At 66.6% G+C, this 23025-nt stretch carries 22 protein-coding genes and 1 tRNA gene; all 23 read right to left on the minus strand.

All coding sequences use genetic code 11. The features are described 5' to 3' along the window. Positions 1–10 precede the first annotated feature (10 nt). The 23 genes from A2X88_04460 to A2X88_04570 all read right to left on the minus strand — a co-directional run bounded on the left by A2X88_04460 (position 11) and on the right by A2X88_04570 (position 22754). Positions 11–2662 (minus strand): replicative DNA helicase, encoded by a 2652-nt coding sequence (locus A2X88_04460; GenBank protein OGP35143.1) that lies wholly within the window; start codon positions 2660–2662, stop codon positions 11–13. Between the two features lie 100 nt (positions 2663–2762). Further along, positions 2763–3212 (minus strand): 50S ribosomal protein L9, encoded by a 450-nt coding sequence (locus A2X88_04465; GenBank protein ID OGP35144.1) that lies wholly within the window; start codon positions 3210–3212, stop codon positions 2763–2765. A 10-nt stretch (positions 3213–3222) separates the two neighbouring features. Further along, positions 3223–3507 (minus strand): 30S ribosomal protein S18, encoded by a 285-nt coding sequence (locus tag A2X88_04470; protein ID OGP35170.1) that lies wholly within the window; start codon positions 3505–3507, stop codon positions 3223–3225. A gap of 56 nt (positions 3508–3563) precedes the next feature. After that, positions 3564–3965 carry a single-stranded DNA-binding protein gene (locus tag A2X88_04475; protein ID OGP35145.1) on the minus strand — a complete coding sequence of 134 codons (402 nt, stop codon included), beginning with the start codon at positions 3963–3965 and terminating at the stop codon, positions 3564–3566. A gap of 15 nt (positions 3966–3980) precedes the next feature. Next, complete coding sequence (locus tag A2X88_04480) at positions 3981–4406, minus strand: 30S ribosomal protein S6 (protein OGP35146.1); 426 nt, start codon at positions 4404–4406, stop codon at positions 3981–3983. A gap of 40 nt (positions 4407–4446) precedes the next feature. Continuing rightward, positions 4447–5019: an aminoacyl-tRNA hydrolase gene (locus A2X88_04485; protein OGP35171.1), complete on the minus strand. Its 573-nt coding sequence runs from the start codon at positions 5017–5019 to the stop codon at positions 4447–4449. Between the two features lie 16 nt (positions 5020–5035). After that, positions 5036–5698 carry a hypothetical protein gene (locus A2X88_04490; GenBank protein OGP35147.1) on the minus strand — a complete coding sequence of 221 codons (663 nt, stop codon included), beginning with the start codon at positions 5696–5698 and terminating at the stop codon, positions 5036–5038. 18 nt (positions 5699–5716) lie between these two features. Next, on the minus strand, positions 5717–6652 hold the full coding sequence (locus A2X88_04495; protein ID OGP35148.1) for a phosphoribosylpyrophosphate synthetase: 936 nt from the start codon (positions 6650–6652) through the stop codon (positions 5717–5719). Between the two features lie 86 nt (positions 6653–6738). Next, positions 6739–6812 (minus strand) — tRNA-Gln (locus tag A2X88_04500). 19 nt (positions 6813–6831) lie between these two features. Continuing rightward, the gene (locus A2X88_04505; protein OGP35149.1) at positions 6832–7116 is read right to left on the minus strand and encodes a septation protein SpoVG; all 285 of its coding nucleotides are present in this window, start codon (positions 7114–7116) and stop codon (positions 6832–6834) included. Between the two features lie 22 nt (positions 7117–7138). Then, positions 7139–7975 carry a 4-(cytidine 5'-diphospho)-2-C-methyl-D-erythritol kinase gene (locus A2X88_04510; GenBank protein OGP35172.1) on the minus strand — a complete coding sequence of 279 codons (837 nt, stop codon included), beginning with the start codon at positions 7973–7975 and terminating at the stop codon, positions 7139–7141. 160 nt (positions 7976–8135) lie between these two features. Next, on the minus strand, positions 8136–10754 hold the full coding sequence (locus tag A2X88_04515; protein ID OGP35150.1) for an ATP-dependent chaperone ClpB: 2619 nt from the start codon (positions 10752–10754) through the stop codon (positions 8136–8138). Between the two features lie 34 nt (positions 10755–10788). Further along, on the minus strand, positions 10789–12153 hold the full coding sequence (locus A2X88_04520; GenBank protein ID OGP35173.1) for a peptidase: 1365 nt from the start codon (positions 12151–12153) through the stop codon (positions 10789–10791). A 98-nt stretch (positions 12154–12251) separates the two neighbouring features. Further along, positions 12252–12737 carry a hypothetical protein gene (locus tag A2X88_04525; GenBank protein OGP35151.1) on the minus strand — a complete coding sequence of 162 codons (486 nt, stop codon included), beginning with the start codon at positions 12735–12737 and terminating at the stop codon, positions 12252–12254. Then, entirely contained in the window at positions 12737–15001 is a 2265-nt protein-coding gene (locus A2X88_04530; GenBank protein ID OGP35152.1) for a hypothetical protein, read from the minus strand. Before A2X88_04530 ends, A2X88_04525 begins: the two co-directional genes overlap by 1 nt. A gap of 40 nt (positions 15002–15041) precedes the next feature. Beyond that, entirely contained in the window at positions 15042–15899 is an 858-nt protein-coding gene (locus A2X88_04535) for a protease HtpX (GenBank protein OGP35153.1), read from the minus strand. Positions 15900–15946: 47 nt separating this feature from the next. Beyond that, on the minus strand, positions 15947–16939 hold the full coding sequence (locus tag A2X88_04540; GenBank protein OGP35154.1) for a hypothetical protein: 993 nt from the start codon (positions 16937–16939) through the stop codon (positions 15947–15949). Positions 16940–17037: 98 nt separating this feature from the next. Beyond that, positions 17038–17490 (minus strand): molecular chaperone, encoded by a 453-nt coding sequence (locus tag A2X88_04545; protein OGP35155.1) that lies wholly within the window; start codon positions 17488–17490, stop codon positions 17038–17040. 68 nt (positions 17491–17558) lie between these two features. Further along, positions 17559–18002, minus strand: coding sequence for a hypothetical protein (locus A2X88_04550; protein OGP35156.1), 444 nt, complete (start codon positions 18000–18002; stop codon positions 17559–17561). A gap of 58 nt (positions 18003–18060) precedes the next feature. Then, positions 18061–19962, minus strand: a complete 1902-nt coding sequence (locus A2X88_04555; protein ID OGP35157.1) for a molecular chaperone DnaK — start codon at positions 19960–19962, stop codon at positions 18061–18063. 40 nt (positions 19963–20002) lie between these two features. Continuing rightward, the gene (locus A2X88_04560) at positions 20003–20383 is read right to left on the minus strand and encodes a hypothetical protein (protein OGP35158.1); all 381 of its coding nucleotides are present in this window, start codon (positions 20381–20383) and stop codon (positions 20003–20005) included. Between the two features lie 221 nt (positions 20384–20604). Continuing rightward, positions 20605–21987 carry a hypothetical protein gene (locus tag A2X88_04565; protein ID OGP35159.1) on the minus strand — a complete coding sequence of 461 codons (1383 nt, stop codon included), beginning with the start codon at positions 21985–21987 and terminating at the stop codon, positions 20605–20607. Next, entirely contained in the window at positions 21987–22754 is a 768-nt protein-coding gene (locus A2X88_04570) for a hypothetical protein (protein OGP35160.1), read from the minus strand. Before A2X88_04570 ends, A2X88_04565 begins: the two co-directional genes overlap by 1 nt. Positions 22755–23025: the final 271 nt, after the last annotated feature.

Here is a 23025-nt window from a genome sequence, read left to right on the forward strand (position 1 = left end):
GGAAGGGGCCCTACCCGTACTCCTTCGCCAGATCCTCGAACCGGGTGTAGCGGGAGATGAAGGCGAGCTCCACGACCCCCATCGGGCCGTTGCGCTGCTTGCCGATGATCACCTCGGCCTTCCCCTTCTTTTCCTCCGGGGTGTCCTCCTTCTCGTACATCTCCTCCCGGTAGATGAAGAGGATCAGGTCTGAATCCTGTTCAATTGCCCCCGAATTGTGTGAAACGACTCCGTCCGCCAGCCAGGAGGAAGGACCCGGGACGGTCAGGTCGAATACCTCCTCGGCTCCGTCCGGCCGAAGATCCGTCACACGGTCCCAGAACAGGTCGCTGGAGGCGGACCGCAGCAGCGGCTCGTCGTCCAGGATATTCGCATATTCCGCCAGCAGGGTCCGCGACGGGGCGAAATCGAGCTGCCCGCCCCCTCCGTACGCGGTACCCCGGAGCGCCGCCATATCGCGATGGGAGATCCCCCGAGCCGCCATGGCCGCCTTCACCTGGAGGAACGCCTCTTTCGGCAACGTGTCGACATTGGGGTTGGATTCCACGAAGGCCAGTTCATTCCACAGTTGGTCCGCGGGCGCCATGCGCGGTCCGAACGCCCCCACCGTCTCGAGGAACCGCTTCTGCTGGTCGGCGTCGGACACATCCACGGTGTACACAGGTCGGTAGTTTCCCTTCCGCACGACCCGGATCCTTGCCACGATCCCAAGCCGCACCAGCAGCGCCGCCACGTCGAGGGCGAGCCCTTCGCTCGAGGTGCTGAAGTAGACCCGCGACGATCCCTTCGCCCCCCTCGGTCGACAGTAAATGCTCCCGTCCGTCGCCCACAAATGTCTCAACAACGACGAGACCTGCTCATTATCGAACCGAAAGATCTCGGCGGGGAGCCGCTTTTCGTGAGATCGATGCCCGAAGATCCCCAATTTTCGCAGCCAGCGATTCACCCCCGCAGGATGCCACCGGTTTCCGTTCCCCCTGATGAAAAGCTGGTGCCAGTTTCCGCGCCCGCGGTAGCGGGTCACCTTCACGCCGAACTCTCTTCGCGCCGCCCCTTCGACGGCGAGGCTGTTCTCTTCCGAAGCGGTTGTGTACCGAAGAGACTGCCCGATAAGATAACTGCCGTCCCCAACGAGATGCCCCAACAGGGCGATCCGGTCCTCCGGCCAACGGACCGTGTCCCTCGGCTCCGGAACGTGTCGCGCGATGGCTATCCTGTCCCCCGGTGCGAGATCCGCCACACGCACCCAGCCGTCGGAACCGAACAACCGATGGTCGGCCGTGGCGCGTATCGTGCGGCCGCTGGCCACGGTGACCCGGGTGACCGGCCTCTCCCCGACCGACCAGACGCAATCGCTTTTCGCGGGGACGATCCGTCCTTCCGGCGACATGGCCCAGACCTCCACCGGTTTCCCGACCAAGGACCGTATCGGCGCACGGCTTCCGTCGGTGGCGAGAACAAGCGTGTCTCCCGTCACGCACTCCCTCAGGTCCGCCAACTGGGGCCGCTTGTTCTCCCGGGACTCCACCCCCCGGTTCAGCTGGGAGATCGCGATGACCGGGACGTTGATCTCCTTCGCGAGCGCCTTGAGGGAGCGGGAGATCTCGGAGATCTCCTGCACCCGGTTCTCGTAGCCGCCGCGCGAAGAGCCTCCCCGCATCAGCTGCAGGTAGTCGACGATGACCAGCCCGATGCCCCTGTCCTTCTTCAGGCGGCGCGCCTTCGCCCGCAGCTCGAGGGCGGTGAGCGCCCCGGAGTCGTCGGTGTAGACCGGCGCCTCGGAGAGCCTCCCCACGGAGGCGACGATCCGGTTGATCTCGTCCTGGGTCAGGTACCCCGTGCGCAGCCGCTGGAACTCGACCCGCGCCTCGGAGCAGATCATCCGCAGCGCGAGCTGCTGGCGGCTCATCTCGAGGGAGAAGATCGCCACCGGGACCTTGCTCCGGAGGGCGGCGTTCAGCGCGACGTTCAGGCAGAGGGCGGTCTTCCCCATCCCGGGGCGGGCGGCGACGACGATCATGTCGGAATTCTGGAAGCCGGCGGTCTTCGCGTCGAGGTCCCGGAAGCCGGAGGGGATCCCGGTGATCATCTCCTTCTTCTCGTAGAGCTTCTCGATCTCCTTCATCGCCTCCTTGCTCATCTCGGACATCGAGTAGTAGGAGGGCTTGATCTTCTCTTCCGCGATCTCGAAGATCGCCTGCTCGGTCCGGTCGAGGAACTCGTCGAGCTCGGTCACCCCCTCGTAGGCGGAGGCGGCGATCTGCTGGGAGACCGCGATCGTCTTCCGCAGGATCGCCTTTTCCTTGACCAGCCGCGCGTAGTCCGCCGCGTTCGAGATGGTGGGCACGTTGTGGATCAGCTCGGAGAGGTAGGCGACTCCCCCCGCCTCCTTTTCCCCGCCGCGCCCCTTCAGCACATCGGCGATCGTGAGCGGGTCGATCGCCCGCCCGCGCTCGTAGAGCTCCAGCATCGCGGAAAACAGGTTCCGGTGGGCTCCCTGGTAGAAATCCTCCGGCCGGAGGATCTCCACCACGCCGTTCATCCGGTCGTTGTCCAGCAGGACGGCGGCGAGAACGGCCTGTTCCGCCTCCAGGCTGTGCGGGGGGACTTTCAGCAGGGGGACGTCCACCGCCGGATACGGGGGTACATGCGTTCCGCTCATCGGCACCTCCCTGCACTCCCCGCGGTCCGGTCGATGGACCGCGGCCAACCGGTTTCCGGAGAAGGCGCTTCGGCCGGGCGGCGCGCGCGCCGGGGCGGCGTCAGGCCGGTTCGGGCACCACGCGGATGGAAACCTCCGGAACGAGGTTTCCTCCCGCCTTGACCTTCACCCGGTAGTCCCCCACCTGCTTGATCGGCTCCTCCAGCAGGATCAGCCGGCGGTCGATCTCCACCCCGGACATCGCGAGGGCACCCGCGATATCCCGGGAGGTGATCGCCCCGAAAAGCTTCCCCTCCTCCCCCGCCCTCGCCGGGATCGTCAGGGTCAGGGAGGACAGCTTCCCGCTCAGCGACTCGGCGGTCTTCCGGGTCTTCTTCGCACGGGCCTCGATCCCTCTCCGCTCGTGCTCGAGGGCCTTCAGGTTCCGCACGTCGGCCGGCACAGCCAGCTTCCTGGGGATGAGGAAGTTCCGACCGTAGCCGTCGGCGACCTTGATGATGTCGCCGGCCTTCCCCAGCGTATCGACGTCTTCGCGCAGGATGACCTTCATCGGGCTCCCCCTACCGCACCTGCGTGGCGGTGAACGGGATCAGCGCCACGATGCGGGCCTTCTTGATCTCGACCGTCAGCTTCCGCTGGTGGGTCGCGCAGGTCCCCGTGATCCTCCGGGGGACGATCTTGCCGCGCTCGGAAACGAAGTGCTTGAGCATGTAGACGTTCTTGTAGTCGATCTGCAGCTCCTTCTCGGCGCAGAAACGGCAGAACTTCTTCCGGGTGTAGCGCCTCTTCGGGCCTCCCGGGGAGGACCCGGAGGACCGTCCGTACGGTGGACGGGGTTTCTTCATCGGGGTGCTCATCGGTGCTCTCCTCCTGGACTGGTTCCTATTGTATCGTCAACCCGTTAAAACGGGATATCCTCGTCCTGCTCTTCCGCGGGGGTTCCCCCGCCTGTGTCCCCCTCGGCGGGGGCTCCTTTCGGGCCGCCGCCCAGGAACTGGACGATCCCGGCGACCACCTCGATCTTGCTCCTGCGGGTCCCCTCGGCCTCCCAGCGCCGCTGACGGAGCCTTCCCTCCACCAGCACCGGCCGTCCCTTCGAGAGGTACTCCGCGCAGTTCTCCCCCGTCTTCCCGAACGCGACAACGTCGAAGTAGGAGACCTCCTCCTTCAGTTCGTTGTTCTGACGGTAGCGCGAGTTCACCGCGATGGAAAAGTTCGCCACCGGGGTGCCGGATGGCAGGTAGCGGATCTCCGGATCCCGGACGAGGTTGCCCGCCAGAATGACGCGGTTGAAGGTGACCATCCCTCCTCCTCTCCCTTACGCGGTGGAAGCCGGTTCCCCGGGCGCGGAGCCTTCCGGCTCCCCGGGCGCCGCCGGGGGGGTCTCCTCCACTCCCGCGGGGGGGGCGACCTTCGCCTCGATCTCCACGCGGGAGGTCAGGTAGCGGAGGATCCCGTCGAAGATCTTGAGGTTCCGCTCCACCTCCTCCACCACCCCCCGTTCCCCGGAGTAGACGAGGAAGGTGTAGTACCCGTTGCCCTTCTTCATGATCTGGTAGGCGAGCTTCCGGATTCCCCAGTCGTCCTGCTTGACTACCTCACCGCGGAACGAGGAAACCACCCCGCCCAGCTTGGCGAGGAATTCCTTGCGTCGCTCTTCGGGAAGTTCCGGGTCGAACAGAATGGCGGTTTCGTACTTCTGCATCGTGACGGCCTCCTTCCGGCTGATCGAGCCCCCGGACATGGCGCCGGGGGCAAGGAGTATGTTTTCCCTCCCCGCGGTCCTACGGGGGGGGTTCCTGGCGTTTCGCGTTCCAGCGGGTCATCGCCCGGTTAAAACCTTCCCTCGCGATGTCGCCGACCGCCTCCGCGGCCTCCGCGATCGCCCGGTCGAACCGCTCTTGCGATCCTTCCGGTACGCGGGCGAGGACATAGTCGGCCGGGTCCACCCCCTCGGGGGGCCTTCCGATCCCGATGCGGACCCTCAAAAACCCCGACGTTCCGAGCTCTTCCTCCAGGGAGCGCAAGCCCTTGTGCCCCCCGGTCCCCCCCCCGCGCTTGAGCCGTACGCTCCCGAGCGGCAGGTCGAGGTCGTCGTGGACGATCACGAGGTTCTCCGCCCCCTCCGCATGCCTCCGGTAGACGGGGGCCACGGCGAGGCCGGAGAGGTTCATCCAGGTCCGCGGCTTCCCGAGGAGGATCTCCGTCTCCTCCAGCAGGCCGATTCCGAACTCCGCCTCCCCGGCGGCGCGGCACCGGACCCCGATCCCTTTCGCGAGCAGGTCGACCGTGGCCTGCCCGGCGTTGTGGAGGGTTCCCGCGTACCGGCGGCCGGGATTTCCCAGCCCGAACACCAGGAAATCGGGGCGCCGCTCACTTCTCTTTTTCCGACTCCACCTGCTCGGCCACACTGGCGCCTTCCACGGCCTCCTCGCCCTCCACGGGCGCCACCGTCACGACCTCCTCGACCCGCGGGGCGTGGACGGAGGCGACGGTCTGGGAGAGATCCTTCTCCATCGGGGAAACCCCCTCGGGGAAGACGATGTCCTCCATGTGGAGCGAATTGCCGATCTCCAGCGCCGAGACGTCCAGCTCGAGGAACTCCGGGACCATGGAGGGGACGCACTCCACCTCGATGTTGCGGACCACCTGCTCGAGGATCCCCCCCTGCTCGATCCCGGCCGCCTTTCCCTTGAGCCGCAGCGGAATGTCGACGCGGAACTTCTGCCCGAAGGCGACCTCGTAGAAATCGACGTGGATCACCCGGTCGGTCACGGGGTCGGCCTGCACCTCCTTCAGGACGGTGTAGGCCTCCTTCTTCTCCTCCCCGTCCCGGATCTCCATCCGGACGACGACCGTCCCCCGGCGCGCCTTGGCGAGGAACTTCTCGAGCTCCCTGCGTTCGAACTCGATCGACCGCGTCTCCAGGTGCTTTCCGTAGACGACACCGGGCACCTTCCCCCGGGCGATCGTCTTCCGGTTGTTTCCCGTCCCGGCGGTCCGCCTCCGGTCCGCCGTCAACTCCACCATGGCCATTCCCGTTTCCTCCCGATCCTATACGAACAGCGAGCTCACCGAGTCGTTGCTGTGGATCCGCTTGATGGCCTCCCCGAGGAGCGCCGCCACCGACAGTACGCGGATCTTGCTGCAGGCGGCCTTCCCGCCCAGGGGGATCGTGTTCGTCACCACCAGCTCCTCGATGGAGGATTTCTCCAGCCGCTCGATCGCGGGGCCCGAAAGCACCGGGTGGGTGGCGCAGGCGAAGACCCGCTTCGCCCCGTTGCCGGAAAGGGCCCCCGCGGCCTGGACCATCGTCCCGGCCGTGTCCACCATGTCGTCGAGCAGGACGGCGGTCTTCCCTTCGACCTCCCCGATGATGTGCATCACCTGGGACTCGTTCGGGCCCGTACGCCGCTTGTCGATGATCGCCAGGCTGGCGTGCAGCCGCTTCGCGAAGGCCCGCGCCCGCTCCACTCCTCCCGCGTCGGGGGAGACGAAGACGATCTCCTCCCCGTAGCGGCTCCGGATATAGTCGAGCATCACCGGGGCCGCGTACAGGTGGTCCACGGGGATGTTGAAGAACCCCTGGATCTGCCCCGCGTGGAGGTCCATCGTCAGGATCCGGGAGACCCCCGCGGCGGTGATCAGGTCCGCCACCAGCTTCGCCGTGATCGGGGCCCGGGGAAGGACCTTCCGGTCCTGCCGCGCGTACCCGTAGTACGGGATCACCGCCGTCACCCGGTTCGCCGAGGAGCGCTTCAGGGCGTCCATCAGGATGAGCAGCTCGACCAGGTGGTCGTTCACCGGGGGGCAGGTCGGCTGGAGGAGGAACACGTCCGCCCCCCGGACATTCTCCCCGATGTCTACGTTCATTTCCCCGTCGCTGAACCGCTTGACCACCGCGGCCCCCAGCGGGACCGAGAGGTAGGCGCAGATCTCGCGCGCAAGCTCTAAGTTCGCGTTCCCGGAGAAAATCTTCAGCCGTGTCAACCCGCTTCCCCTGTCCGGAGAAATCCTGCCGTGGAAGAAATAGACATTATACCGGCCGTCCCCGGGAAGGCAAGAGAAAACAAATCTGGCTGGGAGGGAAGGGGTCGAACCTTCATCGGGGGCTCCAAAGGCCCCTGTCCTGCCGTTAGACGACCTCCCAGCCTGCCGGTCGGTTCATCCTACCGGGCGACGGCCACCCCGTCAAGGCGGCGGGTCTCCCGCTCGTACTCCCCGAGAACCGCCTCCTCGATCATCCGGCGCGTCTCGTTGTTCAGCGGATGCGCCGTGTCGCGGTAGGTGCCGTCCTTCTTCTTCTTGCTGGGCATCGCCACGAACAGGCCGCTGTTCCCGTGGATGATCTTCAGGTCCCGGACCACGAAGCAGTCGTCGAACACGATCGTGGCGTACGCCTTCAGCTTTTCGTCGTCGTTCACCGGAAAGACCTTGACCTCGGTCAGCCGCATCTCCCTCTCCTCCCTTGCCCTCTTAGATGTTCCGGACGACGAACAGGCGTCTCCCCTCCCCCTTCGCCAGCTCCCCCTCCGCCCTGCGCGCATCCTCGCTCCGGGCGAACAGCCCGTATACCGCCGACCCGCTCCCGGTCAGGGCCGCCGCCTTCGCCCCCGCTCCGAGCAGTTCCTCCTTGATCCCCCCGATCTCCGGGCGGTCCGCTCCCCAGGACTCCTCGAAATCGTTCCCCACGGCAGCCACCACATCCTCCCAGCTGCGGAAGGAGGGGGTCCGATCCCCCGCGGGCGGATCGCCGGGAGGGCGCCCGAGCCTGGCGTACCCTTCCGCCGTCGGAAGGCCGAAGGAAGGCTTCACGATCAGGGCATGGAAGGGCACCCTCCACTCGACCGGCGTCAGGCGGTCGCCGATTCCTTGGGCGAGCGCCGGCACCCCCACCAGGGTGAAAAAAGGGACGTCCGCCCCCACTTCGGCCGCCATGGAGAGCAGGGTCTGCGCGGGAGGGGTCCTCCCCGTGAGCGCGGAAAGCCCCTTCAGCGTCGCGGCGGCGTCGGAACTCCCCCCCCCGAGCCCCGCCTCGAGAGGGATCCTCTTGGTCACCCGCACGCGCGCCCCCCCGCCGTTCCCCGCCCAAGCGAGAAAACGGGCGGCGGCCCGGTGGCAGAGGTTCTCCTCCCCCGGCGGGACGTCCGGGTCGTCGGTCTCCACCTCGATCCCCGACGGGATCTCCTCCACGGTCACCTCGTCGTAGAGGGTGACCGGGACCATCACCGAGCGGACGTGGTGGTACCCGTCCGGGCGTTTTCCGAACACCCGCAGGGTTATGTTCAGCTTGGCCGGGGCAAGGAAGGAAATCCCGTTCGTTGCAGTCACGCGCAGCCCATATCAAACGCTGTTTTTTTTACGCTACCGCCCGGAGGAGCCTTTGTCAAGCGTTGGGAACAACCTTGTGTTGGGAACAACCTTGTTGCGAACAACCTTCGGGAACAGGATGGCGGCGGGCAGGGATCGCTTGTCAGGCAGGTCCGCGGAACCGGAACCCGGAGGCTTCGTCCGGATCCACAAGAACGGCGTCTCCATCCGAAAATTCCCCCTTGAGGATGCGGAGAGCCAGCGGGTCCTCGAGATGCTTCGCGATCGCCCTCCGCAGCGGCCTCGCGCCGAAGGTAGGATCGTACCCAAGCTCCGCGATCCTCTCCCTGGCGGCATCCGAGAGCTCGACGGTGATCTTCCGGTCGGCAAGACGGGCGTTGAGCTCCCGGAGCATGATCCCAACGATCCGCGCAAGCTCCCCCTTTCCCAGGGAGCGGAACAGGACGATCTCGTCGATCCGGTTCAAAAATTCCGGGCGGAATTCCCGGTGCAGCTCCTCCATCACCTTCTCCCGGATCGCCTCCTCACCCGTCCCGTAGAGCTCCCGGATCCAGTGCGATCCGACGTTCGAGGTGAGGATCGCCACGGTGTTCCGGAAGTCGACGGTCCGTCCCTTCCCGTCGGTGAGCCGGCCGTCCTCGAGGACCTGCAGGAGGAGGTTGAAGACGTCCCGGTGCGCCTTTTCGATCTCGTCGAACAGGACGACGGTGTACGGCTTCCGCCGGACCGCCTCGGTCAGCGCCCCGCCCTCCTCGTACCCCACGTACCCGGGGGGCGCGCCGATCATCCGGGCGACCGAGTGCTTTTCCATGTACTCGGACATGTCCAGTCGGACCATCGCCGCCTCGTCGTCGAAGAGAAACTGGGCAAGCGCCCGCGCCAGTTCCGTCTTGCCGACCCCGGTCGGCCCCAGGAAGAGGAACGACCCGATCGGCCGTCTCGGGTCCTTCAGCCCGGACTTCGCCCGCCGGACGGCGTTCGAGACGAGCCGGACCGCCTCGTCCTGCCCCACGACCCGCTCGGCGAGCCGTTCCTCCATCCGGAGCAGCTTCTCCACCTCCGCCTCGACCAGCCGGGAGACCGGGATGCCGGTCCACCGGGAGACGACCTGGGCGATATCCTCCTCGTCCACCTCCTCCTTCAGGAGGCGCCCCTCCGCTTTGGGGGGGACACTCCTGTTCCCATCGGCGAGAAAACCAGGAGTGTCCCCCCGCAGGGCTTCCGCCTCCCGCTGCAGCGCCGGAAGGATGGAATACTTCAGCTCCGAGGCCCGCTCGAGGTTTCCCTCCCGCTCCGCCCGCTGCATCTCGGAGAGCGCCCGCTCGATCCTCTCCTTCACCTCGCGGCTCTTCCCGATCGACCGCTTCTCCTCCTCCCAGCGGGAACGAAGCTCACCGGCCCTCCCGGAGAGCCGGGAAAGCTCCTCCTCGATACGCGCCAGCCGCTGGGCGGAGACCGGGTCGGTCTCCTTCGTGAGGGCCTGCTTTTCGATCCGGAGCTGGGTGATCCGCCGCTCCACCTCATCGATTCCGGTCGGGACGGAGTCGATCTCGATCTTGAGTTTCGAGGCCGCCTCGTCCATGAGGTCGATCGCCTTGTCCGGCAGAAAGCGGTCGGGGATGTACCGGTGGGAGAGGGTGGCGGCGGCGACGAGGGCGGAATCCTTGATCCGCACGCCGTGGTGGACCTCGTATCGCCCTTTCAGCCCCCGCAGGATGGCGATCGCGTCCTCCACGGAAGGCTCCGGGACCATGACCGGCTGGAAGCGCCTCTCCAGCGCCGCGTCCTTCTCCACGTGCTTCCGGTACTCGTCGAAGGTGGTCGCGCCGACGCAGCGGAGCTCGCCCCGGGCCAGGGCGGGCTTGAGCATGTTCGAGGCGTCCATCGCCCCTTCCGCCTTCCCGGCCCCCACCAGGGTGTGGAGCTCGTCGATGAAGAGGACGACCCTCCCCTCCGCCGCGGCGATCTCCTTGAGGACCGCCTTGAGCCGGTCCTCGAACTCACCCCGGTACTTCGCCCCGGCGATCAGCGCCCCCATGTCCAGCGCCAGCACCCGCTTGTCCCGAAGCCCCTCCGGGACATCTCCCGAGACGATCCGCTGGGCCAGCCCTTCCGCGATGGCGGTCTTCCCCACCCCCGGGTCGCCGATCAGAACGGGGTTGTTCTTGGTCCGCCGCGACAGGACCTGGATCACCCTGCGGATCTCGTCGTCCCTCCCGATGACGGGGTCGAGCTTTTCCCGTCGGGCCAGCTCCGTCAGATCCCGGCAGTACTTGTCGAGGGCCTGGTACTTTGCCTCCGGGTTCTCGTCGGTGATTCGCTGCGTCCCCCGGATTCCGGTCAGGGCCGACAGCAGCGCCTCGCGGTTCGCCCCGTGCTTCCGGAGCAACCCCTCGATCTTCCCCCCCTCCGCGGCCATCGCGAGGAGGAAGTGCTCGGCGGAGAGAAACTCGTCCTTGAAGGCGTCCGCCTCGGACATCGCACGGGAAAAGAGCGGCTCCATCCGGGGGGAGAGCCCCCGGCTCACCGCGCCGGTGACCTTCGGGAAGGACGCGGCCATCGAGGCCGCGTCGGATTCGAGGGAAGGCAGCGCCACCCCGGTGCGCGCGAAGAGGTCCCGGGCAACCCCGCCCTCCTGCCGGAGCAGCGCGAGGAAGAGATGCTCCGGCTCCACCTGGGCGTGCGCCTCGCCGGAGGCGATGCGCACCGCCTCCTGCAGCGCCTCCTGCGATTTGACGGTGAGCTTGTCGAGAGAGATCATCGGGTCATCTCGTGGCGGGGTACTCTCCTCAAGATTACCGGTTCTTCACGGCGAGGAAGATCCGCCCCTCCCCGCGCTCCACCAGAAACAGCACGGTCTTGTCGTCCTTGACCTTCTTCATCACCCGCTGGAACTCCCCGGTGTCCTTCACCGGCTCCCGGTTGATCTGCCGGATGATGTCCCCTTCCCGGAACCCGGCGTCCTCCGCGGGGCTTCCCGACTCGACGGAGGTGACCAGGACCCCCTGCCGGCTCTCGATTCCCATGTGCCGGGCGATCTCGGGGGTGATCGCCTGGACGGTGAGCCCCAGCCCCTTCGACAGGTCGCCACCCTCCTTGCTGCGGGCGGGCTCCTCCCCTTCCATCTCCGCGATCGTCAAGGGGATCTCGATCCGCTTGGTGTCGCGCACCACCGTGACCTGCACCTTCTTCCCCGGGCTCGTGGAGGCGACGACCTGCGGAAGCTCGTGCTGGTCCTCCACCTCCTTCCCGTCGAAGCGGACGATCACGTCCCCGGAGCGGATCCCGGCCTTCTCCGCCGGGCCGCCCTTGGTCACGTCGGCCACCAGCGCCCCCTTCCCCTCGGGGACCTTGAGCGACTCCGCCATGTCCGGAGTCAGCTTCTGGATGTAGACGCCGAGCCACCCCCGCGTCACCTTCCCCTTCTCCTTCAGCTGGCCGAGCACCGCTTTCGCCATCTGGATCGGGGTCGCGAAGCCGATCCCCTGGCCCCCCTGGATGATCGCCGTGTTGATCCCGACGACCTCCCCTTTCAGGTTGAACAGAGGCCCTCCGGAGTTCCCGGGGTTGATCGAGGCGTCGGTCTGGATGAAGTCGTCGTACGGTCCGGATCCGATCACCCTCCCCTTCGCGCTGACGATCCCGGCCGTGACGGTATGCCCGAGGCCGAAGGGGTTCCCGATCGCCACGACCCACTCCCCGATCTCCAGCCCCTCGGAGTCCCCGAGACGGACATAGGGAAGCGTCTTTCCCGGCTTGATCTTGATGAGGGCGATGTCGGTCTTCGGGTCGGTCCCCACCACCTCGGCCTTGTAGTCCTCCTTGTCCAGAAGGGTCACGGTGATCTCGTCGGCCTTCTCGACGACGTGGTTGTTCGTCAGGATATACCCGTCCCCCGAGACGAGGAACCCGGACCCCAGGCTCCTGCGCTTCTGCTCCCGCGGGATGTTTCCGAAGAAGTTGTCGAAAAAGTCCTCGAAGGGATCCCTCCCGAAGGGGGATCGCATGCGCGGCCGGCTGAACCGCACCACCTGGGTCGTGCTGATGTTCACGACCGACGGAGAGGTCCCCTTCACCAGCGACGGGATATCGACGGGGAGCAGTCGACCCGGGGTCGGGACCGGGGCTGCGGAGCCCGCATCCCGCCCCTTCTCCCCCAGAAACGCGTCCGAGAGCGGCGAAAGGTTGAACCCCGCCGAGAGCACGAACCCGGCCGCCACCGCTGCCAGGACCAGGACCACGACCTTGCTTTTCCGGATCACGCCTTCTTTCCTCCTCCGCCCAGTCCGCCCCCGGGCCCGGACACCACAGAATTCACCGCGGCCACGTAGGCCATCCGCAGGTGGTACAGCCCCTCCGTGAGGACACTCTTCTCCTCATCGTCGAGATTCCCCTTCGTCTTGGCCTGCAGGACCTCGAGCATGTCGATCGATTCCTTCGCCGCCGGAAGGTCCACCGGGGAGCGGGTGCCGTCCCGGGACTGCACCAGCCCCAGGTTCACCATCGTCCCCATCTGCAGCGTCATCACGAGGTCGTTGAACGTCGGGCCCGCGATGGACGACCCGGAGTCGCCGGGGCGTTTCTCCCCTTGGACACCGGCCGGGCCCGGACGGTTCCCGGGTTCCCGCTTCGGACCCGGCGAGTCCGGAGCCGCGGCGGCCTTCGGCTCCTCCGGCTTGGGCTCCTCCTTCTCCACGCCGCGCTTGTCCACCACCCGGAATCCCTTCGGTTCCTGATCGGCCATCAGGCAGGCACCCCCTGCAATGTCACGACCACCCCGCCGTCCCGCTCCTCCACGAAGAAGTGGTCGGATTCCTTCCATTGAAGCGTGATCGGCATCTTCACCATCTCGTCGATATGCCGCTTGAGGAACCGCGCCCCGTACTTCACGCTGAACCCGGAGCGGGAGAGGACGTCCAGCGCCCCGTCGGACACGGCAAGCGTCTTTCCCGCCCCGGCCATCGTCTTCCGGATCGTGGCGAGATAGAACTCGGCGATCCGCCGGACCTCCTCCGAGGAAAGGGGGGAGAAGACGATGACGTCGTCGAGCCGGTTGATGAACTCGGGGCTGAACCGGTGCTCCACCGCCTTCAGGATGTTTTTCCGAATCGGCTCAAAGTCCTCGCTGGAGGTGAATCCCAGCGGGCGGGTCAGCTTCCCGATCTCATCGGCCCCCAGGTTGCTCGTCATGATGACGATCGCGTCCGAGAAGTAGACCTTCTTCCCGCGGCCGTCCGTAAGCCAGCCTTCGTCGAAGACCTGGAGGAAGAGGTTGTGGACGAAGGAGTCGGCCTTCTCGATCTCGTCGAGCAGGACGACGGTGTAGGGGTCGTCCCGGAGCTGGTTCGTCAGGATCCCTCCCCGCTCCGACCCGACGATCCCCCGGGGCATCCCGATCAGCTTGTCCACGGAAAGCGCCCCGTCCCGGTACTCGGACATGTCGACCCGCACCATGTGGCGATCGTCCCCGAACAGGTAGTCGGCGAGAGCCTTCGCCATCTCGGTCTTCCCCACCCCGGTGGGGCCGAGGAAAAGGAGCACCCCGTCCGGGCGGAAGGGGTTTTCCTTGAGCGGCCCCTTGTTCAGCCGCAGCGCCTTCGCGACGGCCCGGATCGCTTCGACCTGCCCCACCAGCCGCCTCGAGATCTTCTCCTCGAGGTCCCGGAACCGCTCGATCACGTCCCGCTTCACCACGTCGACGGGGGTCCGGGTCTCGTCGGAGATCACCTCGAGGATATCCTTCCCCAGGACGACCTTGTCCTCCCCCCGGATCTCCACGCGGACGCAGGCCGTGTCGATCCAGTTGATGATCTTGTCGGGGAGCCGGAGCGACCGGGCGTACCGGTCGGACATGGAGAGGGCGAGCTCGACCGCCTCGTCCCGGATCTCCACACCGTAGTTCGTCTCCAGCCTCGGCTTCAGGCCGAAGAGGATCTCCCGGGTTTCCTCGAGCGTCGGCTCCTCGATCTTGACCACCCGGAACCGGCGGGCCAGCGCCTCGTCCTCCTGGATGACCCCCTTGAATTCGGTGATGGTCGTGGCCCCGATGATCTGGACCTCCCCGCGGGCCAGCGACGACTTGAAGATGTTCGCGGCGTCGGAGGGGACCCCCATCGCGGACCCGGCCCCGATCAGGGTGTGGGCCTCGTCGATGAACAGGATCAGGTTCTTCCGCTCCTTCACCTCGGAGATCACCTTCTCGATCCGGTCCTCGAACATGCCGCGGAAGACGGTCCCGGCGACGACCGTGTTCATCTGGAGGTTCACGATCTGGTGTGCGCGGAGCCGTTCCGGCACCCGGTGCGGCTCGTACTCGAGGCGCATCGCGAGCCCTTCCACCAGGGCGGTCTTCCCCACCCCGGGGTCGCCGATGACCATCACCGAGTTGCTCCGGTCCTTGTGGCAGAGGTACTCGATGGTTCGGTCGATCTCCCGGTCCCGGCCCACGATGGGGGGGATCTTCCCCTCCCGCGCGAGGAGGTTCAGGTTCACCCCGAAGGTCCGAAGGTTCGCCGGGAGCTCGTACCGCTTCCGGAACTCCTCGACCTTCTCCTCGCGGGTCCGCAGCTGAGCGGAAAACCGGGACAGGGCCACCGAGGGATCGACCCCGTAGCTCTTCAGGATCCTCGCGGGGATCGAATGGACCTCGTGGAAGATCCCGAGGAAGAGGTCGGACGCGTCGATCTGGGGACGGCGGTTCCTCTGGGCGGTCTCCCAGGCCACCCGGAACACCTGTTTGGTGGCCGGCGGGACCTTCAGCCCCACGCCGAGATACTGCCGGGAGATGTTCAGGTGCTCGTTCACCGAGTAGAGGACCGCCTCGACGTTCAGGCCGACCGAGCCCATCAGGTCCCGGAAGAGCGACTTCTCCTGTTCGGCGAAGGCGATGAAGAGATGCTCCAGGCCGAGGTAATAGTGATGCCGCCGCTGGGACTCCTCGATCGAGGAATTCAGCATCCGGTGCCCCGACTCGGACAGCTTCTCCCGGTAGAACGAGATCTCCATCATGGGATCCGGCACTCTCCTCTCTGCCGCGCTGCTGCCTCCCTCACGCCGCGGCCCTCCTCATCCCGCGCAGGCGCTCGATCCGCTTCTCGACCGGCGGGTGGGTGCTGAACAGGGAGAGCACCCCTCCCCCCGAAAGCGGGCTCAGGATGAACATGTGCGCGGTCGCAGCGGAGGCCTCGAGGGGAACCCGCTTCGAGGCGAAGGAGATCTTCTCCAGTGCGCTCGCCAGCGACTCGGGCTTCCCGCAGTATCGGGCCCCCTTCTCGTCGGCCAGGTACTCCCGCGAGCGGGAAACCGCCATCTGGACGAGCATCGCTCCGAGAGGGGCGATGATCGCCATCGCCAGCAGCCCGAATCCTCCCCCGCCGCCTTCCCGGTCCCGGCCGCCGCCCCCCCCGAAGATGGCCGCGAACTGTGCGAACCGGGCCAGCATCATCACCGCCCCGGCCAGGGTGGCCGCCACCGTCCCGATCAGGATGTCCCGGTTCTTCACGTGGGCGATCTCGTGCGCCAGGACCCCCTCCAGCTCGTCCCGGGAGAGGATCCGCAGGATGCCGCGCGTCACCGCCACCGCCGCGTGCGCCGGGTTCCGCCCCGTCGCGAAGGCGTTCGGCGAATCGCTCGGGATCAGGTAAACCTTCGGCATCGGGATCGAGGCGGCCGTCGCGAGACGGGCCACGGCCGCGTACAGCTCCGGCGCCTCCGCCTCGGAAACCTCCTGCGCCTTGTACATCCGGAGGACGATCTTGTCGGAGAACCAGTAGGCCCCGACGTTCATCAGCAGGGCGAAGCCGAAGGCCATCACCATGCCGTTCTGACCTCCCACCGCGTCTCCCACCAGCAGGAAAAGACCCGTCAAGAGCGCCAGCAACAGCCCTGTTTTCAGCGTATTTCCCATCGTCGCCCTCTCGTCCTCACACCGTTATGGATTCCATTATATCCGAATCAGTTCCACCCGCTTCTCAAATTCGGGTCCTCGAACTCCCGGATCCGCTCCACCAGCTCCAGAAATTCCCTGGAACGGACCCCGGGGACGGCCACCTGGAGGATCACATACTGGTCCCCCCGCGCCGAAGACCCCGGATCGGGGAGCCCCCGCCCCTTGAGGCGGAGCTTTTTCCCGCTCGAAGTCCCCGGCGGCACCGTCACGGAGACCGGGCCGTCGATCGTCGGGACGGAGATCTTCGCCCCCTGGACCGCCTCCGAGTACTGGACCGGGAGGTCGAGGGTGACATCCTGCCCTTCCCGCCGGAAAAGGGGGTGGGGGATCATCCGCAGGAGGATGAGCAGGTCGCCGCTTTTCCCGGATCCTTCCCGCCCCTCTCCCTTCCCGGCGACGCGGATCCGGGATCCCTCCTTCGCCCCCGCCGGAATCTTCACCTGGATCCGCTCCTCGGACTCGGTCCGCCCCGAACCGCCGCAGGCCTGGCACCGGCTCCTGCCCGCCCGCCCGGTCCCCCGGCAGGCGCGACAGGACTTCGGCCGCCGGTAGAGGATCTCCCGGACGGTCCCCCTCGCCATGTCGAGGAAATCCACCGAAAGCTCCAGGGTCAGGTCGCTGCCGCGGTCGAACCCGGACCTCGCGCCGCTCCCCCGCAAGAGGTCTCCGAACATCTCCTCGAGATCGCCGGGGTCGCCCCAGGAGACCCGCGCGCCGGATCCCGGCCCCCCCGCCGCCGTCCAATGGTAGGGCCCTTCTCCGAACCCCCCGGTGAAGACCCCTTTGCGGATGGCGTCGTATTCCTCGCGCTTCTTCGGATCGCTCAGGACTTCGTGGGCCTCGTTGATCTCCTTGAACTTCGCCTCGGCCCCCTTGTCCCCGGGATTCACGTCGGGATGATGCTTCCTCGCCAGCCGCCGGAACGCCTTCCGGACCTCGTCGGCGGACGCCCCCTCCGAAAGCCCGAGCGTCTCGTAATGGTTCTTCTTCGTGTTCATTTCCTATGCGTCGATCCCTCCCCGGGAACGCCGCGGGGGCCGTTTCCGCCGGCCCCCCGGTCGATTGCCTCACGGATCCCGGACGGATCCCGTCCGCGTCAGGTCACATCCACCTTGACCTGCTTCGGCTTCGTCTTCTCCTTCTTCGGCAGCTCCACCTCCAGGACGCCGTCCTTGAACTTCGCCTTGACCTTGTCCTGGTCCACCGACACGGGGAGCGAGAAGGACCTGAGGAAGCTCCCGTAGGCGCGCTCGATCCGGTGGTAGCTCTCCTCCTTGACGTCCCGCTCGAGCTTCCGTTCTCCCCGAAGGGTCAGGATCCCGTCCTTCACCTCGACGGAGATCTGATCCTTCTCCACGCCGGGGAGCTCCGCCTTGACCACGACGAAGTCGTTCTTCTCGTAGATATCCACCGCGGGAGTCCACATCCCCGTCCGCATCCCCTCGTCCCGCCCCCGCGAGCGGGAGAGCGCATCCTCGAAGATCTGGTTCATCCTGTCCTGGATGCCCGTAAGATCCCGGAACGGGTCCAGCCAGCGTACGATCGCCATGCCTTCCCTCCTTTCCTCCGGCACCCTGCGATCGGGGCCGGATCGGGTATCGCTTCTTCGCGGCCTCTTCAGAGCACCGCGATCTGCTTCGGTTTCGTCTCTTCCCGCTTCTCCAAACGGATCGCAAGCACGCCGTCCTTCATCGAGGCCTGGACCTTTTCCGGGTCCACGCCGGGCGGAACCGTAAACGAACGGTGGAACGTTCCGTAGGCGCGCTCCACCCGGTGGTAGCTCTCCTCCTTGACGTCCCGCTCGGATTTCCGCTCGCCCCGCAGGGTCAGGACTCCGTCCTTGACCTCCACGGAAACCTGGTCCTTCTCCACGCCGGGGAGCTCCGCCGTCACGACGATGGCATCGTCGGACTCGTAGATGTCGACCGCCGGCTCCCAGCTGCCGGCCCACGTCTCCTCCCGGGAGCGGGAGGGCGCGAACGCTTCCTCGAACAGCCGGTTCATCCTCTCGTGAATCGATTCCAGTTCCCCGAACGGGTCTCTCCAACGTACGATCTCCATGGTGCTTTCTCCTTTCTTCCGGCGATTCCAGAAGCCGGGTTCCTCCTTCGACAATACCTTACTTTTTCGCGGGGTCCTCGTACTCGGCGTCGATCACCTCTCCCGGCTGCTCCTTTGTCTCCCCGTCCCCGCCGGGGGGAGGGGAGGTCTGTTCCTGCGAGGCGGCCTGCCTGTACATGTGCTCGGCCAGCCCATGGGAACTCTTCATCAGGGTTTCCGCCGCCTGCCTGAGGACCGCCTCGTCCTCGACCTTCATCTTCTCCTTCGCCTCGGCGACCGCCGCCTCCACCTGCGACAGCTGGTCCGCGGGAAGCTTCTCCCGGTTTTCCCGGATCGTCTTCTCCGTGCTGTAGATCAGGGAGTCCAGCTGGTTGCGCGCCTCGATCGCCGCCTTCCGCTTCCGGTCCTCCTGGGCGTGCGCCTCGGCCTCCTGGATCATCCGGTCGGTCTCCTCCTTGGACAGGCCGGTCGACGCGGTGATCGTGATCTTCTGCTCCCGGCCGGTGGCCGTGTCCTTCGCGTTGACATGGAGGATCCCGTTCGCGTCGATGTCGAAGGACACCTCGATCTTGGGAACGCCCCGCTGGGCTGCGGGGATCCCTTCGAGATGGAACCGGCCCAGCGTCCGGTTGCTGGCCGCCATGTCCCGCTCCCCCTGCAGGACATGAACCTCGACGCTGGTCTGGCCGTCCGCCGCCGTGGTGAAGTTTTCGCTCTTGCGGACCGGGATCGTCGTGTTCTTCTCGATCAGCTTCGTCATCACGCCGCCCAGCGTCTCGATCCCCAGCGACAGGGGGGTCACGTCGAGCAGCAGGAGATCCTTCACCTCGCCGCCGAGGACGCCGGCCTGCACGGCGGCGCCGGCCGCCACCACCTCGTCCGGGTTCACCCCCTGGTGCGGGTCCCTTTGGAAGAACGTCTTCACCATCTGGATCACCTTCGGGATCCGGGTGGAGCCGCCGACCAGCACCACCTCGTCGATCTTGTCCACCGGTATCCCGGCGTCCCGGATCGCCACCTCGCACGGCTTCAGCGTCCGCTCCAGGATTTCCTGGACCATCTGCTCGAACTTGCTCCGCGTGAGCTTGAGCTGCAGGTGCTTCGGCCCCGTGGCGTCCGCCGTGACGAAGGGGAGGCTGATCTCGGTCTCCATCGTCGAGGAGAGCTCGATCTTGGCCTTCTCCGCCGCCTCCTTGAGCCGCTGGAGCGCCGTCCGGTCCTTCGACAGGTCGATCCCCTGGTCCTTGCGGAACTCCGCGATGATCCACTCGATGAGCCGCTGGTCGATGTTGTCGCCCCCCAGGTGGGTGTCCCCGCTGGTGGCCTTCACCTCGACGACGTTGTCCCCGACCTCGAGGATCGAGATGTCGAAGGTGCCGCCTCCGAAGTCGAAGACCGCGATCAGCTCGTTCTTCTTCTTGTCCAGCCCGTAGGCGAGCGCGGCGGCGGTCGGCTCGTTGATGATCCGCTGCACGTCGAGCCCGGCGATCTTGCCGGCATCCTTGGTCGCCTGCCGCTGCGCGTCGTTGAAGTAGGCCGGAACCGTGATGACCGCCTGCTTCACCTCCTCGCCCAGGTAGGCCTCGGCCGCCTTCTTGAGCTTGCCCAGCACCATGGCGGAGATCTGCTCGGGGCTGTACTCCTTCCCTCCCGCGGACACCCGGGCCTCCTGGGCGGGGCCTCGCACGACCTTGTAGGGAACCAGGCGGGTCTCCTCGCCGACCTCGTCGTACCGCCGTCCCATGAACCGCTTGATCGAGAAGATCGTGTTCTCCGGGTTCAGGACCGCCTGCCGCTTGGCCGCCTGCCCCACGAGGACCTCGCCCCCCTTGCCGATCCCGACCACGGAGGGGGTCAGCCGGTTTCCTTCCTCGTTGATGATGATCTTGGGTTCCCCCCCCTCCATCACCGCCACGACAGAGTTCGTGGTCCCGAGATCGATTCCGATGATCTTTGCCATCTGTATTCTCTCCTCCCTGCGATAGGTTCTTCCTAAACCTCTACAATCCGCTCAGCACTTTTTCGATGAAGCGGGCCAGCACCCGCCCGTCCACCGGCTTCGTGATATATCCGACCACCCCCATCTCGACCGCCCACATCCGCCTCGCCTTGCTGTCCTCGGCGGCCAGGAGAAGGACCGGGACCCGGGAGGCGATCCTGCGGATCGTGATCAGGGCATCCATCCCCCCCAGCGACGGGGTGTCCATGTCGATCACCAGCAGATCGGTGCCCCCGCCCACGACGCTGCGGAAGCCGGCGCCGCTGTCGGTGAACAGCTCCGTCATCGCTCCCGCCTCCGAGAGCGCCCCGAGCAGGGGAGCCACCGGACTCCAGTCGTCCCCTTGCGCGTCGGCGATCAGCACGACCCTCCGGGTCTCCATTTTTTCTCCTCCCGGTACGAAAACAACCAATAACCGTGCCGAATGCCGTCAAGCGATGCTGATTCCAGAGCCCATTGATAAAGCTACGATTATTTCCCATGCTGATGCCGGGTACCTCTTGAGGGAATAAATAGGGGATGCCACCATGGCGCTATGTGTGCCAAAAAAAAGCGCCATAGTGGCACAGATAGCCGGCTCCACCCTGTTGGAGTTCCACCGGTTCAGGAAATCCCGTACTCCTTGACCTTCCGGTGGAGGGTGCGCAGGCCGATGCCGAGGATCTTTGCGGCCCGGGTCTTGTTCCCGCCGGTCTCCGCCAGGGCGGCGACGATCGCCTCCCGTCCGATCTCCTGGAGGGTCTTCGGAGCGGGGAGCGGTATCGGGCCGGACGTCGAGGGAGGCAAGCGGCCTGTGGAAATCTCCGCGGGGAGATCCTCCCCCCGGATCGTGTCTCCCTCCGCGACGAGCGCCGAGGTCTCCACCGCGTTCCGCAGCTCGCGGATGTTCCCCGGCCAGCGGTAGGAGAGCAGGAGCCGCACCGCCTCGGGCGAAAGACGCTTCCGGGGAACGGAATTCTCCCGGCTGACCTGCTCCAGGAAGTGCTCCGCGAATTTCGGGATATCCTCACGACGCTCCCGCAGCGGCGGGACCGTGATGTTGAAGACGTTCAGCCGGTAGAACAGGTCCTCCCGGAACGCCTTCTCCTGGACCTTCTCCCTCAGGTCCCGGTTGGTCGCGGCCAGGATCCGGACGTCGACCCGGATCACCTGGTCGCTGCCGACGCGGTTCATCTCCTTCTGCTCGATCGCCCGGAGGAGCTTCGCCTGCAGCGCGGGGGAGATCTCCCCGATCTCGTCCAGGAAGAGGGTCCCCCCCCCGGCCATCTCGAACTTCCCCGCGCGGGCGGCGACCGCTCCGGTGAATGCGCCCCGCTCGTGGCCGAACATCTCCGACTCGAGCAGGTTCTCCGGGATGGCGGCGCAGTTGACCGGCACGAAGGGACTCTCCCTTCTCGGGCCTTGCGCATGGATCTCCCGCGCCACGACCTCCTTCCCGGTTCCGCTCTCCCCCTGGATGAGGACGTTCATCCGGGTGGGGGCGACCAGCCGGACCTTGCGCAGCACCTCGTCCATCGCCCGGGAGGATCCGATGATCCCGGGGACGCCCCCCCTGTGTCCCGCCTCCTCGCGGAGCCGCTCGATCTCCCGGTCCTTCCTCTCCAGCTCACGGTTCTTCTCCCTCTCCTTCTGCGCCTTGAAGACCGCCGCGCGCAGCTGGGGGATCCCGACCGGCTTCAGGAGGTAATCGGAAGCGCCGGCCCGGACCGCCTCCACGGCGCTTTCCACCGTACCGAACGCGGTCAGGACGATAACCGGGATGCCGGGGTTCTCGCGAACGACATGCCGGATCACCTCCATGCCGTTGAGGCCCGGCATCCGCAGGTCGGTCAGGACGATGTCGGCCCCTTCCGAGGCGAGCCGGGCGAGCCCCTCCTTCGGATCGGCGGACGGGACGACGTCGTAGCCGTCCCTCCGCAGCGCCGCGACGACGCTTGCGAGGCTGTCCGCGTCGTCGTCGATGACGAGGATCTTCGCCTTCTCCATCACCGGATCCTTTCCGGAAGCGCCCGCTCCCCCGATTCCGCGGACAGCTGTGCCTTGAACTCCTTCTCCGGGGGAAGGGAGATGGTCACCGTCGTCCCCTTCCCTTCCCGGCTCCGGATGCCGATCTTGCCGCCGTGCTCCCGGACGATCTGGCGGACGATCGGAAGGCCGAGCCCGGTCCCGTTCTTCCGGGTGGAGAAGAAGAGCCGGAAGATCTGGCGGCGGTCCTTTTTCGGGATGCCGCGTCCGTTGTCGGAGACCCGGACGAAGGGGCGTCCCTTCGCGAGGCCGGTGGTCACCCGGACGATCTTCCCCCCCTTGTCCATCGCCTCCTCGGCGTTGAGCAGGACGTTGATCAGAGCCTGCTTGAGCTTCTTCTCGTCGGCGAACAGGGGAAGCGGGGCCGTATGGCAGTTCGCGGTCAGCCCGATCCCCCGCCGGGCGAAATCGACCTCCAGGAAGCGGATCGTCTCCGCCACGACCCGGTTCAGGTCGGCCACCACCAGCTCCGGCGACGGGGGCCTGGCGAACCGCAGGAACTCCGAGAGGATGTCGTTCAGCCGCCGGGTGACCTTCATGTTCGCCCGGGCCAGGGAGAGGAGCTCCTCCTTCCGGTCCGTCGCCCCCTCCGGAAGGTCCGCGAGGATCTCGTCCAGGATCTGGCTGTTGATGTAGAGGGAGTTCAGCGGGTTGCGGATCTCGTGCGCAAGCCCCGAAGCAACCGCGCCCAGGTCGGCCAGCCGTTTCCTCGTCCCCGTGGTAGACACGAGACGATTCTACAACAATTTCCCGGGAATTCGGCGGTGCTGGACACCGGCATCGGGCCCCTGGCTCGCGGGGGTCCCCGGTTCAATGTACAGCCTGTCCTGTCGACGCTCGGGGTCGGCTCCGCCGCCTCGGAGGGGGGCTTCGCTCCGCCCGCCCTCCGCCCCCGGTTCAATCTTTTTATCTCCGCTCATCCCCCCTCCTTCGGCTGGCTGCGCCTGATTGCGCCCCGTCGTGATCCCGCTGCCGACCGGGGACCCGCAGCGATGCGGG

The organism is Deltaproteobacteria bacterium GWC2_65_14 (assembly GCA_001797615.1).
In the GTDB taxonomy this organism is placed as follows: domain Bacteria; phylum Desulfobacterota; class Deferrimicrobia; order Deferrimicrobiales; family Deferrimicrobiaceae; genus GWC2-65-14.